Annotated in this window: 15 protein-coding genes; all 15 read left to right on the forward strand. The window is 51.6% G+C overall.

From position 1 onward, the window contains the following. Positions 1–768 (forward strand): precorrin-6A reductase, encoded by a 768-nt coding sequence (gene cobK, locus V5J77_RS12350; protein WP_338556186.1) that lies wholly within the window; start codon positions 1–3, stop codon positions 766–768. Between the two features lie 41 nt (positions 769–809). Next, positions 810–1,460: a precorrin-8X methylmutase gene (locus V5J77_RS12355; protein ID WP_338556188.1), complete on the forward strand. Its 651-nt coding sequence runs from the start codon at positions 810–812 to the stop codon at positions 1,458–1,460. A 5-nt stretch (positions 1,461–1,465) separates the two neighbouring features. Continuing rightward, positions 1,466–2,557, forward strand: coding sequence for a cobalt-precorrin-5B (C(1))-methyltransferase (locus V5J77_RS12360; protein ID WP_338556190.1), 1,092 nt, complete (start codon positions 1,466–1,468; stop codon positions 2,555–2,557). 54 nt (positions 2,558–2,611) lie between these two features. Further along, on the forward strand, positions 2,612–3,847 hold the full coding sequence (gene cbiE, locus V5J77_RS12365) for a precorrin-6y C5,15-methyltransferase (decarboxylating) subunit CbiE (RefSeq protein ID WP_338556192.1): 1,236 nt from the start codon (positions 2,612–2,614) through the stop codon (positions 3,845–3,847). After that, positions 3,840–4,550 carry a precorrin-2 C(20)-methyltransferase gene (gene cobI, locus V5J77_RS12370; RefSeq protein ID WP_338556193.1) on the forward strand — a complete coding sequence of 237 codons (711 nt, stop codon included), beginning with the start codon at positions 3,840–3,842 and terminating at the stop codon, positions 4,548–4,550. Before cbiE ends, cobI begins: the two co-directional genes overlap by 8 nt. Continuing rightward, a complete protein-coding gene (gene cobM, locus V5J77_RS12375) occupies positions 4,547–5,326 on the forward strand; it encodes a precorrin-4 C(11)-methyltransferase (protein ID WP_338556194.1) in 780 nt (259 codons plus the stop codon). The genes cobI and cobM overlap by 4 nt, the downstream gene beginning before the upstream one ends. Beyond that, positions 5,323–6,456, forward strand: coding sequence for a cobalamin biosynthesis protein (locus tag V5J77_RS12380; RefSeq protein ID WP_338556196.1), 1,134 nt, complete (start codon positions 5,323–5,325; stop codon positions 6,454–6,456). Before cobM ends, V5J77_RS12380 begins: the two co-directional genes overlap by 4 nt. Before the next feature lie 159 nt (positions 6,457–6,615). Next, a complete protein-coding gene (locus V5J77_RS12385) occupies positions 6,616–8,010 on the forward strand; it encodes a cobyrinate a,c-diamide synthase (protein WP_338556745.1) in 1,395 nt (464 codons plus the stop codon). Positions 8,011–8,233: 223 nt separating this feature from the next. Then, a complete protein-coding gene (locus tag V5J77_RS12390) occupies positions 8,234–8,482 on the forward strand; it encodes a hypothetical protein (protein WP_338556198.1) in 249 nt (82 codons plus the stop codon). A 39-nt stretch (positions 8,483–8,521) separates the two neighbouring features. Further along, positions 8,522–9,931: an MDR family MFS transporter gene (locus tag V5J77_RS12395; protein WP_338556747.1), complete on the forward strand. Its 1,410-nt coding sequence runs from the start codon at positions 8,522–8,524 to the stop codon at positions 9,929–9,931. A 110-nt stretch (positions 9,932–10,041) separates the two neighbouring features. Then, on the forward strand, positions 10,042–12,015 hold the full coding sequence (locus V5J77_RS12400) for a stalk domain-containing protein (protein WP_338556200.1): 1,974 nt from the start codon (positions 10,042–10,044) through the stop codon (positions 12,013–12,015). Positions 12,016–12,558: 543 nt separating this feature from the next. Next, a complete protein-coding gene (locus V5J77_RS12405) occupies positions 12,559–13,884 on the forward strand; it encodes a 5'-deoxyadenosine deaminase (protein WP_338556202.1) in 1,326 nt (441 codons plus the stop codon). Positions 13,885–13,949: 65 nt separating this feature from the next. Next, entirely contained in the window at positions 13,950–15,065 is a 1,116-nt protein-coding gene (locus tag V5J77_RS12410) for an XdhC family protein (protein WP_338556204.1), read from the forward strand. Then, entirely contained in the window at positions 14,947–15,597 is a 651-nt protein-coding gene (locus tag V5J77_RS12415; RefSeq protein WP_338556749.1) for an NTP transferase domain-containing protein, read from the forward strand. Before V5J77_RS12410 ends, V5J77_RS12415 begins: the two co-directional genes overlap by 119 nt. Then, the gene (locus tag V5J77_RS12420) at positions 15,584–16,504 is read left to right on the forward strand and encodes an FAD binding domain-containing protein (RefSeq protein WP_338556206.1); all 921 of its coding nucleotides are present in this window, start codon (positions 15,584–15,586) and stop codon (positions 16,502–16,504) included. Before V5J77_RS12415 ends, V5J77_RS12420 begins: the two co-directional genes overlap by 14 nt. The last annotated feature ends 35 nt before the right edge of the window (positions 16,505–16,539 follow it).

The following is a 16,539-nucleotide window of genomic DNA, read 5'->3' on the forward strand; positions in this document are numbered from 1 at the left end:
ATGATTTTTATGCTATGTGGAACGAGCGATGCGAGGGAACTCGCCGTGCAAATAAAAGCCCATGGCTATAACGTGCTGACCTCTGTCGTGACCGACAGTGCTGCAGGCAGCTTGAAGGAAGCTGGACTTGACGTGCGAGTGGGACGGCTTACCGAGGGTGAGATGGCCGCTTACCTGAAGGAAAATCAGGTACAGGCTGTCGTAGATGCCAGCCATCCCTTTGCGGAAGAAGCGCATCGCAATGCGATGGCGGCGGCTGAGCAAGCATCGGTGCCGTATATTCGATACGAGCGCGAGAGCTTGACCTTTGACGGACAGCCGCTAATCCAGTATGCGGATGATTATGCCGAAGCAGCCGAGCTAGCGGCTGCCAAAGGCGGCGTCGTGATGCTGACAACCGGCAGCAAAACGCTCCAGGTGTTTACCGAGCGTCTGTTAGGCCTGCCTAACGTTACGCTCATCGCCCGCATGCTGCCGCGCCTCGACAATATGGAGAAATGCGAGGCGCTTGGTCTGCCGCAAAAGCACATCGTTGCGATGCAAGGGCCATTTTCCAAAGCGCTCAACCGCGCTCTTTACGAGCAATTCGGCGTGACGCTGATGATTACGAAGGAGAGCGGCAAGGTCGGCTCTGTGGATGAGAAGCTGGAAGCCGCCCTTGAAATGGGAATTGAGACGATTATTATTGGGCGCCCTAAGCTTGCCTATGGGCATGTTTTTTCGCGCTTTGACGAAATTAGTGATACATTAAAGGAAATGTTGAAATAAATATGCATTGCATCATACATTGAAGGAGCTGAGCTTAAAGCATGGATTTTTTGACTGATTTTAAACCGCTTACTGTACAGCCGCAGGAAATTGAAAGCCGCAGCTTTGAAATGATTACCGAGGAGCTGGGGGAGCACCCCTTCACCGAGGAGCAATATGCTGTCGTTCAGCGCGTCATTCACGCCTCCGCCGATTTTGAGCTGGGACGCAGCATGATGTTCCATAAGGATGCAGTTCAGGCAGGCATTAAGGCAATTCGCGCTGGCAAGCCTGTCGTAGCAGACGTGCAGATGGTTCAAGTCGGAATAAGCAAGCCGCGCATTGAGAAGTTTGGCGGCGACGTGCGCGTATACATATCGGATGCAGATGTAATGGAGGAGGCGAAGCGGCTCAATACGACGCGCGCGATTATTTCCATTCGCAAGGCGATTCGCGAAGCGGACGGCGGTATTTTTGCAATCGGGAACGCACCTACAGCGCTGCTTGAGCTAATTAGATTGGTGAAAAATGGCGAAGCCAAACCCGGCCTTATCGTTGGCGTGCCTGTCGGCTTCGTATCGGCAGCAGAATCGAAGGAGGAGCTTGCGAAGCTGGACATTCCGTTCATTACGAATCTCGGACGAAAGGGCGGGAGCCCGGTTGCCGTAGCTGCGGTTAACGCGATTTCCCTGCTGGCAGAGCGCCAAGTGTAAATAGCGTGGACAAGAAAGAGGATAAGCCGCTCCGCCATGGCTATACGACGGGTTCGTGTGCGACTGCCGCGACAAAAGCGGCACTGACTGCGCTGATTTTGCGTGAACAGCAGACCGAGTCGGAAATTGTGCTGCCGATTGGCGAGCGGGTCACTTTCACCATCGTAAGCTGTGAGCTGAGTGGCGATTTCGCAAAAGCAGAGGTTATTAAGGATGGCGGCGATGATCCGGATGCTACGCATGGCGCGAGCATTTTTTCGGAGGTCAAATGGCATGACGGCGAAGGCATCCTGCTTGATGGCGGTGTTGGGGTTGGTAGGGTTACAAAGCCCGGGCTGCCTGTGCCGGTTGGCGAAGCCGCCATTAACCCGGTGCCGCGCCGTATGATTCATGAAGCGGTAGAAGAGGTGCTGCGCTCGTTCGAGCTGGAAGGGCGAGGCGTAAGCGTCGTCATTTCCGTGCCGGAAGGCGAGCAAATCGCGCTCAAAACGTTAAATGGTCGCCTCGGTATTATCGGCGGCATTTCCATACTCGGGACGAGAGGTACGGTTGTGCCATTCTCTACCGCAGCATACAAAGCGAGCGTCGCGCAAGCGATTAATGTCGCAGCCGTCAGCGGCTGCGACCATCTTGTTTTATCGACAGGTGGCCGCACGGAAAAGTTTGGGATGGAGCTTTATCCGGATTTGCCGGAGGAGGCCTTTATCGAGATGGGCGATTTTATCGGCTTTTCGCTGAAAATGGCCCGAAACAAGCATATTCGCAAAGTAACGCTAGTCGGCATGATGGGCAAGTTTTCGAAGGTGGCGCAGGGCGTCATGATGGTGCATTCCAAAAGCGCCCCCGTCGACTTCGGCTTTCTTGCTGAAATTGCGGAATATGCCGCCGTTCCCGAAGGGCTTGTGGAAGAAATACGCGGTGCGAACACCGCTTCGCAGGTCGGTGATATGATGCAGGAGCGCGGCATCGACGCCTTTTTCGAAAGAATGAGCGAGCTGTGCTGCTACCACAGCAAGAAGGAAGCGGGCGGACAGCTGATCGTCGAGACGGTCATTATATCTATGAAGGCTTTGCTGTTAGGCAGGGCTGAACAATAGCATTTTCAAAGGCATTCTAGCTGCTTGGCAGCAAAGAATCGGGGGAGATAGAGCTTGGGGAACAAAATCAAAATGATCGGCATTGGCGATGACGGAGCGCAAGGCTTGCCGCCGCTTTATGAGGACTGGATTCAAGAGAGTGAAGTGCTCGTTGGCGGCGAGCGCCATTTGGCTTTTTTTCCACAATATGCAGGCGAGAAAATCGTCATTAAAGGCGGTCTGACCGACCTGGCAAAGCAGCTGCAAGCGGAGAGCAGGAGGACGGTCATCCTCGCTTCGGGTGACCCGTTGTTTTATGGAATCGGCGGTTATTTGGCGGGCAAGGTGGAGCTTGACATTTATCCGGCGCACAGTTCGGTGCAGCTTGCTTTTGCGCGAATGGGCGAAAGCTGGCATGATGCGCTGCTGACCAGTGTGCATGGCAAGAGCATGAAGGGGCTGGCGCAGCGTATCGACGGCAAAGCAAAGATCGCGCTGCTGACCGACGACAAAAACAATCCAAGCGTTATCGCCCGCTACCTGCTCGATTTTGGCATGACTGAATATAAAGCCTTTTTGGCTGAAAATTTAGGTGGAGCGGATGAGCGTACGGGGTGGTATGAGCTTGGCGAGCTTGCGGAGGCGGAGTTTTCTCCGCTGAATGTACTGATTTTGAAGCGCGTAGGAACTAGCCCATCGTGGCCGCTCGGCATTGCGGATAGCGAGTTTGCCCAGCGCAAGCCGGACAAAGGGCTGATTACCAAACGTGAAATCCGCGTGCTTAGTCTTGCGGCTATGCAGCTTAGAGAGACGAGCACCGTTTGGGATATTGGCACCTGCACAGGCTCTATGGCGATTGAGGCTGCGCGGATTGCGCGCCAAGGCGACGTATACGCCATTGAGAAGAACGAAGGCGATCTTGCCAATTGTGTGGAGAACGCCCGGAAATTCAGAACGGACCTGACGACCCGGCTCGGACGCGCCCCTGAGGGGCTGGATACATTCGCTGATCCCGATGCGGTATTTATCGGCGGCAGCGGCGGCGAGCTGCGCGAGCTGCTGCATATTTGCTGCACGCGGCTTAAGGAAGGCGGACGCATCGTCGTGAATGCGGCAACGATTGAGACGATGGGCAAGGCGATGAGCGCTTTTGAGGATGAGGGCTTTAAAACCGATATTACGCTTGCGCAGCTGTCGCGCAGCAAACCGATACTGGATTTGACGCGCTTTGATGCGCTTAATCCGATTTTTCTAATAACGGCATGGAAGCAGCCAGAGACACTCATCGAGGAGGAAAGCAGCAATGACTAAGCTCGGCAAATTATATGGAATTGGAATTGGACCGGGTGACCCGGAGCTGATTACCGTTAAAGCGTTTCGACTTATGAAGGAATGTCCGGTTATTGCCTATCCACGCAAAAAGATGGGTGCCAAAAGCTATGCGCTGACGATAGCTGAGCTCTATGTGAACGCAGCGGAGAAGGAAATGCTCGGACTGACGTTTCCGATGACGAAGGACCGCGAATCGCTGGAGCGCCAGTGGGAGAAGACGGTGCAGCAAGTATGGCAGCCGCTAAGTGAAGGACGCGATGTAGCTTTCGTTACAGAAGGCGATCCGATGATCTACAGCACGTATATCCACCTGATGCGGCTTATGCGTGAGCGTCATCCTGAAGTGGAGATGCAGGCGATTCCCGGCATTTCTTCGTTTAATGCGTCAGCTTCCCGCCTTGGCATTCCGCTCGCCGACGGCGACGAGCATGTGGCGATTGTTCCGGCAACGCCAAGCTATGAGGCGATGCGTACCGCGATTGAACGCCACGACTGCGTCGTCTTCATTAAAGTGGCGAAGGTGCTGGATTTGATGCTGACCGTGCTGCGCGACTTGAAGCTGGTTAAAAATGCTTATGTTCTGACGAAGGTTACATCGTCCGAGGAGCAAGTCTGGATGGATGTCGAGGAGCTGCAAGGGCGCGAGCTTGAATATTTGACATTAATGGTGGTGAGAAAATGATCGTACATATTATAGGCGCGGGTCCCGGTGATCCGGATCTCATTACGGTAAAAGGGCTAAAGCTGCTGCAAGCGGCCGATGTTGTCATGTATACCGATTCACTCGTTAACGAAGAGCTGATTGCGAAAGCGAAGCCCGAAGCCGAGGTGCTGAAAAGCGCAGGCATGGACTTGGATGAAATGGTTGGCATCATTGTAGACCGCGTGAAGCAGGGAAAAAGCGTAGCCCGCATCCATACGGGCGATCCCGCGATGTATGGGGCTATTTTGGAGCAGATGGTGCTGCTTAAGCGTGAAGGCATCCATTGTGAAATCGTGCCGGGCGTGAGCTCCGTATTTGCTGCCGCTGCCGCGGTTGGCGCTGAGCTGACGATACCTGACCTGACCCAAACGGTCATTTTGACGCGGGCCGAAGGACGGACGCCTGTCCCCGAGCTGGAGAAGCTGAAGGATTTGGCGGCGCATCGCTGTACAATCGCGTTGTTCCTCAGTGCTACGCTGACGCGCAAAGTCGTACAGGAGTTTAAAGATGCCGGCTGGGAGGACGAGACGCCGATTGCCGTCGTTCGCCGGGCGAGCTGGCCGGATCAGCTCATTATTCGCACAACGCTTGCGGGGCTTGACAATGCGATGCGTGAGCATGGCATTCGCGCGCATGCGATGATTTTGGCAGGCTGGGCGCTTGACCCAGAGCTGCACAATAAAGATGCGCACCGTTCAAAGCTGTATGACAAAACGTTCACGCACCGCTTCCGCAGAGGAGTGAAGCCGGAATGAGCGTAATCATTCAGCTGGAAGAAGGCGTAATTCCGGATATTAGCCAAAAACACGAATATGCCGTAGTTGCGATTACAAAGCATGGCGTGCAGACTGGCAGACGGCTGCTGGAAAATATGGGCGCCGTCGATTTGTATTACATGGGCAAATTTGAAGCAGGAGATGAAGAAAGTCGCGGGATTCAGCTGTTTAACGGCTCGGTGCGCATGCTGTTTCCTGCTTTGTTTCCGAAATATAAAGGAATCATCTGTATTATATCGCTTGGCGCCGTTGTGCGAATGATTGCTCCATTGCTGCAAGACAAGAAGAAGGACCCTGGCATCGTCGTTATTGACGATAAGGGGGAGCATGTCATTAGCGTGCTGTCCGGCCATCTCGGAGGAGCGAATGAGCTGACGCGTGAGACGGCGGCGGCAATTGGCGCGCGCCCAGTATTGACGACGGCATCGGATGTACAGCGCACGCTGCCTGTCGATTTGTTCGGGCGTCGCTTTGGCTGGGAGTGGGAAAGCGATGCAAAGCTGACGCCTGTCAGCGCCGCTGTCGTCAATGAGGAGCCTGTTGCAATTGTGCAGGAGTCGGGCGAGCGGAACTGGTGGATGCATGACACACCAATGCCTCCTAACCTGGTCGTATATGACTCGATTGCCGCAGCAGAGGCTGCCGCGCCTAACGCGGCGCTCATAGTCACACACCGCCTGCTGGAGGAGGAGGAGCAGAAGCTGCTGGATAATGGCGTGCTTTACCGTCCGAAGGTGCTGGCGCTTGGTATTGGCTGCAATCGGGGGACGTCTGCGGAGGAAATCGAAGCGGTTATTGCTTCTTCCTTAGAAGGTATTCGTGCTTCGATCCGCAGTGTCAAGGCAATCTGCACCATTGATCTTAAGAAGGATGAAGAGGGACTGCTTGCGGTATGCGCCAAGCATGGCTGGCCGCTGGTAACGTATACGCCTGCCGAACTGAACGAAGAGGAAATTAGCGAGCCTTCTGAAACGGTATTTAAATTTACTGGAGCATACGGAGTAAGCGAGCCTGCGGCAAAGCGTTATACGAAAAGCAATGAGCTGCTGCTGGGCAAGCAAAAATCCGGCAATGTCACGATTTCAATTGGACTTATTCCATACTCATAGGCTCGTGCAGCATTGCTTTTTTCAAAATATAGGAAGTATATGATTGCTCGATCCTTTCTCTATATTTCTCGAATGAAACGCGCTGTGCCGCTATAGGATGGCGACAGCCGTTTCACCTTGTCGCAAGTTTTTAATGAAAGGAATTCACCTGTTATGACGATAGCAACGCAGAAAAGAATCATCATTGCCGGAACGGGCAGCGGAGTGGGCAAAACGACGACAACCGTCGGGCTGATGGCTGCTTTAGCGCGCAGAGGTTTCGCGGTACAAGGCTTTAAGAGCGGGCCGGACTACATTGATCCGACCTATCATACGGCGGCGACAGGGCGGCAGTCACGTAATTTGGACAGCTGGATGTGTCCTCCTGCCACGGTGAAGGAAATTTATTCGCGTGCTTCAAGCACGGCGGATATTTCAATCATTGAAGGTGTCATGGGGCTGTATGATGGCAAAAATCCGCTTTCGAACGAAGGCAGTACCGCTGAGCTTGCGGTGCTGCTGGATTGCCCCGTGCTGCTGGTCGTCAACTGCCAAAGCATGGCTCGCAGTGCAGCGGCTATTGTGAAGGGCTTTCAGGCGCTGGATGAGAAGGTGCGTATCGTCGGCGTCATAGTGAACAAGGTGGGCAGCGACAGCCATTATGAGATTGTGAAGGCCGCTATTGAGCAGGAATGCGGCATTCCGGTTGTTGGTCATTTCAAGCGCAGCAGCGAGCTGCATATACCCGAGCGTCACTTGGGCCTCGTGCCTTCCATTGAACGCGGCGAGCTGTCGCCTTTGTTTGACCAGCTGGCTGCGATGTGCGAAGCGACTGTTGATCTTGAACGCGTGCTTGCGTTGGCAGAAGCGCCAGTCATATCTGAAGCAGCAGCGACCTCCTTATTCGCGAGAAGAGCGTCAGAGGGCAGCGTGCGAATGGCGGTTGCCAAGGACGCGGCGTTTCATTTTTATTATCCAGATAATCTTGAGCTGCTGGAGGCATGTGGAGCCGAGCTTATTTACTTCTCGCCGCTTGCAGGGGAAGCTGTGCCGAAGGATGTATCAGGCTTGTATATTGGCGGCGGCTTTCCGGAAGAATTTGCCGAGCAGTTGGCGCAGCAGCAGCACGTTCACCAGTCGGTGCGGGATGCGATTGCTGGCGGCATGCCGACGCTTGCTGAATGTGGCGGTTATATGTATTTAACGGAGCAGCTTACGAATACGAGAGGCAATAGCTATGCGATGGCTGGCGTGTTGCCGGGAAGTGTGGTCATGCAGGGCAAGCTTGCAGCGTTAGGTTATCGGGAGGCAAAGGGTCTAGGCGCTAATTTTCTGCTGCCTGAGGGCGATCAGGCTCGCGGACATGAATTTCATTATTCTGTCTATGTGCCAAGCACCGATAGCGAAACACCGGAGCCTGCCTACGAGACTAAGGGCAGACGCGGCGTGAAGCAGGAAGGGGCGCAGCTCGCGCAGCTGGTTGCAGGCTATACGCACTTCCATTTTGCCTCAAATCCGGGGATGGCTGAGCGCTGGATTGCTGCATGCCAGGCCTATTCTGCTCGTAAAGCATAACTTGCGTTGAAGCGCTTACGCTTAATGAAAATATAGGAAAGGATATGATAGTTCCATCCATTCTCTATATTTCTAAGGCAAAGCTCTTCAACGCCATGGAGGGACGACGAAATCGTTTTTGCTTGGCCATTTTAAACATTTCGTAACTTTTATATGTAGGGTTTCCGCTATCATAGTAACAGATGAGTAACCTAAACATATAACCGGGGGATGTCCAATTACTATGACGGATTTTCAATATAAAATAAATCGTTTAAGACAATGCGAGTCTACTTGCTATACGATATGTCTAAAGCTATTGCAGAACGAGCAGCAGGCGGCGAAAGCGGCGGAATGGCTGCTCAAACGCTTGTTTGCAGACGAGCAGTTTTGGCAAATCTCCGAGGCTGCACGGGATCGGTATATTTTTCGAATCGCAAGCAGTGCTTATTTAAATCAGACACAGATGCGCTCCTTTATGAAAACTTCATAGGGGGCGTGTTTGTTGTTAAGGGAAGAAAGCAGGGTGACTATGATGAATACGAGCAATACACGCAGCATTACGATTGCACTGTTCGTAGCGACCTTTCTGGCAGCGATCGAAGGGACGATCGTCAGTACGGCTATGCCGAGCATCACGCGAGAGCTGCAAGGAACCCAGCAGTATAGCTGGATTATTTCGATTTATTTGCTTGCTACGGTCGTCACAACACCGATTTATGGCAAGCTGTCAGATTTATTTGGCCGCAAAAATATGTTTATGATTGGGGCAGCGATTTTTTTGTGCGGCTCGATGCTCTCCGGCCTTGCGCAAACGATGACGCAGCTTATTGTTTTTCGCGCGATACAAGGGCTGGGGGCTGGTGCGCTTACAACGATTCCTTATACGATAATCGGTGATTTATACGCTTATGAGCAGCGGGCGAAAGTTCAGGGCTGGATGTCGAGCATTTGGGGAATAGCTGGTATATCGGGTCCTTTGCTTGGCGGGCTGTTAGTCGATTATGTCTCTTGGCGGGCGATATTTTATATGAATTTGCCCTTTGGCATAATCGCGATGTTTCTGCTTGGCTCTACTTTGAAGGAGGCTTATGAGAAGCGGAAGCGCTCGATTGATTATGGCGGAATTGGCACGTTCGCCGTAGGCATGTTCTGTTTTCTCTATGCCTTGACCCTGCTGCGTTCAGAGACGGGCGAGCAGGGAGCCAGCTATATGGAAATCGGACTGCTTTTTGCGGTTGCTGCAGTGCTGCTGGCACTGTTCTTCTATATTGAGAAGCGTGTGCAGGAGCCGCTGATCCCGCTCGTATTGTTCAAAAATCGCACCATTAGCATGGTGAATTTGCTCAGCTTTTTGCTATGCGTCGTCAATGTCGTTATTATTTTTTATTTGCCGCTCTGGCTTCAGGGGGTATATGGAAAAAGCGCCACCTATTCGGGTTTGGCGATGATTCCGCTCTCGGTCAGCTGGCCGCTCGGCTCGATTTTGGCAGGCACATGGATATCGCGAATGGGGCTGAGAAATATAACGCTGCTCAGCGCGCTTTCCCTCGTATTAGGAAGCCTGGGCTTTATGTTCCTGAATGCGGCAACGCCGATTGCCTTGTTTATGCTCTATATGTTTTTAACGGGCTTAAGCTTTGGGCTTGCATTAACCAGCTGTACCATATCCGTATCATCCGCTGTCGAACGGCAAATGCGCGGTGCCTCGGTTGCCACGAATAACTTTATACGGACGCTTGGCCAGACGATCGGAATCGCTTTATTCGGCCTTCTGCTGCACACAGGGAGCACGAATATCATCGACCCGTTGTTGCTGGAGGAAAGCTTGCACCGAATTTTTACGATAGTGGTCGTATTGTCGCTTGTTGTTGGTGCTGTATCGCTTGCATTGCCCCGTATTTCCTCGGCAGAGCGTCAGGAAACGAAGCACGCTTCTTAAAATATTCGTCATAAATAAGGGGTAGAGTGCAACTTTTCAGATTAATTTGCGTCCAAACTTTTGGCGGATATGTAGAAAAATCGCAATTTATTTTGGAAAAGGAGATTCACATGCTTAAAAAAGTCAGCTTATTTGCACTCGTATTCCTTTTTGTCTTTACTTTGGCTGTGCCGATTCAGGCGGAAGCAGCGCAAAATGTCCTAGGTCAAGAGCAGCTCGTTCTGCTTCAAAAGTCGAATAAAATGTACCAAAATGGCACGCTGTATACAGCTACACAGCCTGTAACTGAACTGAAAGGCACGACCTATGTTTCGGCGCGCTCAATTGCAGAGCGGCTCGGCGGCAAAGTCGTATTTGATAAGGTAGCTAAGGAGTATGTGCTGACGACGGAAAAAAACGTACTTCGTTATGCCATTGGGAGCTCCTCCTACAATGTGAACGGAACCGTACAAAAGTTTACTGGAGCACCTTACAATTTAAAGGGTACGCTGATGATTCCGCTTCGCACGCTGCTGCAGCCGCAGGGCATCGCGATGAAAGTGAACAAGGCGGAGAAAAAAATAACGCTGACGTGGACAGTAAAGATCGCGCCAGTCGCAACTTTTACAGTAAGCCCTAAAGTCATTTATGCGAATGAGACACAAGTGACATATACGAACCAGACGACTAGCAGCACCCCTATCATAGACGAGCGCTGGGATGGAAATTTGGCGATGTTTGAACAGCCTGGCACGTATACGGTAACGCATTGGGTTCAAGATTCGGATGGCGTCTGGAGCGAGCCATACGCAGTGACGCTTGAAGTGCTTCAACCGAACTTGCCGCCAGTCGCGAAGTTTGTCACTAACAAAACGAGCTACATGATGGGCGAGCCGATTGAATATACCGACCTCAGCAGCGATGAAGAAAATGCGATTACGAGCACAAGCTGGACGAATAAGCAGCAAGGCTTTTTCGAGCCAGGTCCACAGACGATTACCTTGAAGGTAACGGACAAGCATGGGGCGAGCAATGAATTTTCGCTTTCGATTATGATTGAAGATCAAGAGCTTTATTCCAAACAGGACTTTGGCATGTTGTTCACGCCTCCTGGAGAGCGCTTCTCGATTAATGGAGCTTCGGTTCTGAATTATGATGTGATTCCGTATTCATTGACAGAGTATGGACAGCAAACGCTGCTTCGCAGCAACAGCCCAGAGCGAATTGTAAATGAAGGCGTGTATTATACGGACTCGGCTTCTGGCAACGTCCGATTGATGTCACATAACGTAAACAACCGCCTAAACAATGTGCGCATGTACATCGTCGCGACGAACGAGACGAATCAGGAAGCGACAGTTCAGACACAGCGCGTCGGTATTGGCGGTCCTGCGCTGTACGTGTCGGCAACGGGCAAATCTTCTATTAGCAAATATTTGACCTCGCGTATGAATCCAGTCATGAATGATATTACAACGATTCCTGCGGGCGAGAGCCGTCTTATTTTGAAGCAGCTCAGCGATTTGAAAATTTCGCCGGACCGCGTTTTGACAATGATGGCGGATGTTTCGACCTCCGGCCCAATTAAATTCAGCTACGTCATTATTGATGACGGCAAGGATGTGCTGTCCGAGCTGCCGCTGCTGCCGTATCTGGAGCCGGATGGTATTCACATTCGCGGTACATTCGAGAAGGCGGACCGTACGATTAACCTGACCCAGCCTATAGGCTCAGAGCCAGGTCGTATGATATTTGGCGATAAAGTAGTTGATACACGCCTTACAACGATCGACAAGCTTACAGGAGCGACGATTTACAACGAAGGAAATTATGGCGTTGTTTACGTCGTGAAGCTGTTCAATGTTCAGCCTAATACGCTCATCGCCTTGAATCCGCGTGGCGGACATTATGGCGGTGCCTTCCTCGTCAACAACAATGTTGTTCTGACGACGAATAACTCCTTCCTTGCGAACAACGGTGAAGCAGGTGTCCTGTACCGTACAGGAAGCACATCAGAAGCTGTAACCATTGTATTCTCGCCAGCATCTGGAAGCAATCTGCCAATCAATTTGCTGTTTATGCCAATGCCAGAGAAGAAAGGCTAGCAAATACAGCAAGCAAATTAAAGCAAAAGCATCCTTCTGTTCACAACTGTGAACAGAAGGATGCTTTTTTTATCGCTTTTTATCGAGATAGGGAATTTCCGAACATTAGGCAGTGATCCATCAGCGGATACAAAGTTTTTGTTATGGCATGTGAATGATTTATGATAGCTCGTCATTGTAGCTCAGTTAATAGAGTAGACATAAAGAGTCGAGAGAATAATGAGGAGCAAAAGTACGTATGTTTGCACTCTGTTTTATTATTGGCATTCAAAGTTCGTACTGTAGTTTAAGGATTCAGGGTGGGAACGAATTGTGCTCAAAAAGGCGAACGATAGCGAGTGTTTTTCGATGGATTGTAAGGAGAAAATCAAACGAGCGAGTTCAGTTCATGTCTTCTTTTTCTTTGAAAGCGGTATATTTAGCGTGTTTTAGGCATTTGCCCACGACAACATGTTAAGTTTAATTACATATACTATTGAAAAATCAGGTTACGTGCTTTATTATGTTATAAAACATGACGCAAAATTGAAAGAGGGCAATGGTATGACGACTATACTTATTCGCAACGCAACGATTATGACGATGAATGAACGTGGCGATATTGTAACGGGAGATTTGCTCATTCGCGGCAAGCGTATTGCTCAAATTGGCGGGGAGATATCAGCTGATGGGGTGGAGCGAATCATTGAGGCTGATGGCAAAGTCATACTTCCCGGCTTCGTACAGACCCATATCCATTTATGCCAAACGTTATTTCGCGGTCGGGCAGATGATTTGGCTTTAATCGAGTGGCTGCGCGAGCGGATTTGGCCGCTAGAGGCGGCTCACAGCCCAGATTCGGTTTATTATTCCGCAATGCTCGGCATAGGTGAGCTGATCCGCAGCGGGACAACAACGATTTTGGATATGGAAACGGTGCATCATACCGAGTCGGCATTCCAGGCGATATTAGAGAGCGGCATTCGTGCCATTTCCGGCAAGGTGATGATGGACCACGGCACGGAAGTGCCGCTGGCGCTTCAGGAAAATACGCAGCAATCGTTGCAGCAAAGCGTGGATTTGCTTGAAAAATGGAATGGCGCAGGCGACGGCCGGATCCAATATGCTTTTTGTCCAAGGTTCGTTGTGTCTTGTACAGAGGAGCTGCTCATTGGAGTACGCGATTTATCTGCGCAATATAAGGTTAAGGTGCATACCCATGCTTCCGAAAATACCGGAGAGATCGCAATTGTCGAAGCGGAGCGAGGCAAGCGAAACGTCGTTTATTTGGATCATATCGGGCTGGCAAGGCCGAATTTGATTTTGGCGCACAGCATTTGGCTCGATGAGGAAGAGAAACGGATCATTAAGGAAAGAGGAGTGAAGGTCACCCATTGTCCCGGCTCCAATATGAAGCTGGCATCCGGCATTGCGGAAATTCCCGAGCTGCTGCGCGAAGGTATTGATATTGGCATAGGAGCGGATGGAGCGGCATGCAACAACAATTTGGATATGTATCAGGAAATGCGGCTGACCGCCTTTATCCAGAAGGTGAAGCATGGCCCGACGGTCATGGATGCGCGCACCGTGCTGCGGATGGCGACGATGGGCGGTGCGAAGGTGCTCGGCATGGAGGATGACATTGGTAGCTTAGAGGAAGGCAAGCTGGCAGATTTGCAAATGCTTGATTTGGAGGATTTTCATGTGTATCCATCCTATGATGCAGATTGGTTCTCGCGCGTGGTCTATGCGGCAACCCGTGGCGATGTGGATACTGTAATCATTGACGGACAAATCGTCATGGAGAAGCGCATAATGAAGACAATTGACAAGCCGCTTGTGCTGCGAGAGGCTGATCGTTCTCTTCGTGGACTGCTGGCAAGGCTGTAGCGTATAAGCTGCAAGCCAGAACTTCATTTCCTTATAACGTCATATATAAAAGGCGGTGGCTGCTTATGGATATGCACGAAGTGCTAGAGTCAATTGCGACGCTTGAGCAGCCGGCCGCACTCGCAACGATAATACGGGTAGAGGGCCATGCTTACCGCAAGGAAGGAGCAGCGATGCTGCTAAGGCTGGATGGAACGAGGACGGGGAGTATTAGTCCCGGCTGTCTGGAGGCCGATTTGCAGGAGCGGGTTAGCCGCGTGTGCAGTGCCGAAGCTTTTGAAATTATCATCTATAATATGCAGCCGGAAGAGGACATCATGTGGGGCGATACTATCGGCTGCGGCGGCATCATCCATGTGCTGCTGGAGCCTGTAACGGCAGTATTCAGAGAAAAACTGCTGACGGCCAGAAGCAGGCTACGGGCGGGAACGACCATATTTTTGAATCGAAGCTGGTTGAGTATTGGGGATAGCATCTGCTACAAATTGGAGCCTGCGGCAGCAGCCAGCCTTTCTCGAAATAGAGGGAAGGGTGGGGCTAATAAGCAAGGAGAGGCTGGGACATTTTCGGTGAAGCTGGAGCCGCGTTCACGAGCCATTGTATTTGGCGCTGGGCCGGATGCAGAGGCACTTTGCACAATGCTTCCAAGCTGCGGATTTGATGTGATTGCAGCGGATTGGCATATGCAGATTAGCTCTGAAAATCGGATTCACCCCTGTGGCAGCGTTGTGAGGGTGACGGGTAAGCCTGATGAGCTTGCCTCGAAGCTGCAATTTAATAGAACGGACTATTTCGTCGTATGCAGCCATCAGCTCCACTATGATCATCAACTGATTCAGCTGGCACTGGCAGCGCAAGCTATTTATATCGGAGTCATGGGCTCTCGCAAACGAATAAAGCAACTATTTGGTGAAGGGAAGCTTCCTGAAAATGTTTATGCTCCGATCGGACTTTCGATAGATGCAGATGGAGCATACGAAATTGCGTTAAGTATCGCTTCCGAGCTCGTGCAAGTAAGGGCTGCGCAGCGTGCGAAGGATAAGGGGGAGACTGGCGATGCAGGTGTCAGGTATTTACTTGGCGGCGGGCCTCAGCAGCCGGATGAAGCAGCCGAAGCTGCGGCTTCCTTTGTCGCCGGGAGCTATGCTTGGCAGTCAGGCGCTTCATGCGCTATTAAATAGTGCCATCAAAAGCTGGATTGTCGTTCATCGCACTAACGATGAACTGGAGTGGCTAGACACTCCTGAGCTGGAGCGGGCTTGCACCGCAGCACAGCTGCACAAGCGAGAAATCTCTTTGGCGGCACGGGGAATGTCCTATTCGCTGAACAGCGGATTTGAGGCGCTGCTTGCTCTACATCCACATACGGATGCCGTCCTTATTGCGTTAGCTGACCAGCCTTTTGTGACGGCATCAATGGCAGCGCGTTTAATTGAGGCGCTGGAGCAGGATTCTGCGCTTGATTACGCAGCCTTCAGCGACGGAGCGGCGACGATGCCTCCAGCGCTGCTGCGAGCAACGATGTTTTCCGCTTTGGAGGAGCTGGAGGGTGATCAAGGAGCAAGACGGGTCTTTGCAACAGGTAAGTATAAGGGGAAAATACTCGATTTAAACGGTGAGCCTGACTTTGCGCTTCATGATGTAGACGATGAGGAGAGCTTGCTGGCTGCTATTGATTTTTGGAACAGGAGGGAGAGCAATGGCCATGAATGAACAAACGAAGCCGGAGTCTCCCGTCATATGGCAGCCAGGTGATGCTGCGGAAGCCTGTGCGCTCAAGGCGCAGCTTGGCGAGGAGGGCATTTTTGTTGCAGGCGGTACGCTGCTTCGTACGTGGTGGGAAGCGGGAACTGCCCGTATGCCTGGCCATTTAATTGATATAAGCGGATTAGCTGCCATGCAGCAGTCGATTTCGCTTGTTACAAGCAGCAGCCATCGGCAAAATTATCAGATCGGAGCTGCGGCGCTGCTGTCAGAGGTCAGAAATGATTCCTATATAAAGACTCATTATTCGCTGCTTACAACCTCGATGAAAAATATCGCTGCCCCATCCATACGGAACCTGGCCACGATAGGAGGCAATGTTCTCTCTCGGGTAGGAGACGTGCTTCCAGCGCTGCTTGCATATGAGGCGGTGCTCCTCTGGCATGATGGGCAAGGAGAATTTCAAATTTCGCTTGCACAATGGTTATTGGAAGCCCAGGCAACTGCCGCGTGGCAAAATCTTCTGCTGCTCGCCATTATATTACCGCCAGTCGATTTAACGGAACAGAAGGGGTACAGCAGAGTGGACGTCTATCACAAGGTAGGCCGCCGCGAAGTGTTCACGCCGTCGATAGCAACTGTCGCCATAAGCGCTCTTGTAAGCTCCGAGCAGCATATCGCGGATGTACGCTTAGCAGCTGGCGGTGGACAGACGGCGCCAAAGCGGCTTGAGCATACAGAACGGCTGCTTAAGGACGGCATGCTTGACCGTTCTCTGCTCCATGCTTGTTATGCGTCGGTCATGGAGCATTTTCATCCATCAGGCGACTTGTTCGCTTCGGAAAGCTATCGTAAGAAGATCGTTGCCAACCTGATTGTGTCGGAGCTGTGGAAAGTGATGCAGCCCAAATCATAATAAGCTCGCTAGCTTAGCATTTATAGAGGAGGGGT

It is taken from the genome of Paenibacillus sp. KS-LC4 (assembly GCF_036894955.1).
Lineage (GTDB): Bacteria > Bacillota > Bacilli > Paenibacillales > Paenibacillaceae > Pristimantibacillus.

Excerpts from the sequence above, each read along its gene's own strand:
- cobK (WP_338556186.1), top strand. The coding sequence starts at position 1 with ATGATTTTTATGCTATGTGGAACGAGCGATGCGAGGGAACTCGCCGTG.
- V5J77_RS12355 (WP_338556188.1), top strand. The coding sequence starts at position 810 with ATGGATTTTTTGACTGATTTTAAACCGCTTACTGTACAGCCGCAGGAA.
- cobI (WP_338556193.1), top strand. The coding sequence starts at position 3,840 with ATGACTAAGCTCGGCAAATTATATGGAATTGGAATTGGACCGGGTGAC.
- cobM (WP_338556194.1), top strand. The coding sequence starts at position 4,547 with ATGATCGTACATATTATAGGCGCGGGTCCCGGTGATCCGGATCTCATT.
- V5J77_RS12380 (WP_338556196.1), top strand. The coding sequence starts at position 5,323 with ATGAGCGTAATCATTCAGCTGGAAGAAGGCGTAATTCCGGATATTAGC.
- V5J77_RS12390 (WP_338556198.1), top strand. The coding sequence starts at position 8,234 with ATGACGGATTTTCAATATAAAATAAATCGTTTAAGACAATGCGAGTCT.
- V5J77_RS12395 (WP_338556747.1), top strand. The coding sequence starts at position 8,522 with ATGATGAATACGAGCAATACACGCAGCATTACGATTGCACTGTTCGTA.
- V5J77_RS12400 (WP_338556200.1), top strand. The coding sequence starts at position 10,042 with ATGCTTAAAAAAGTCAGCTTATTTGCACTCGTATTCCTTTTTGTCTTT.
- V5J77_RS12405 (WP_338556202.1), top strand. The coding sequence starts at position 12,559 with ATGACGACTATACTTATTCGCAACGCAACGATTATGACGATGAATGAA.
- V5J77_RS12410 (WP_338556204.1), top strand. The coding sequence starts at position 13,950 with ATGGATATGCACGAAGTGCTAGAGTCAATTGCGACGCTTGAGCAGCCG.
- V5J77_RS12420 (WP_338556206.1), top strand. The coding sequence starts at position 15,584 with ATGGCCATGAATGAACAAACGAAGCCGGAGTCTCCCGTCATATGGCAG.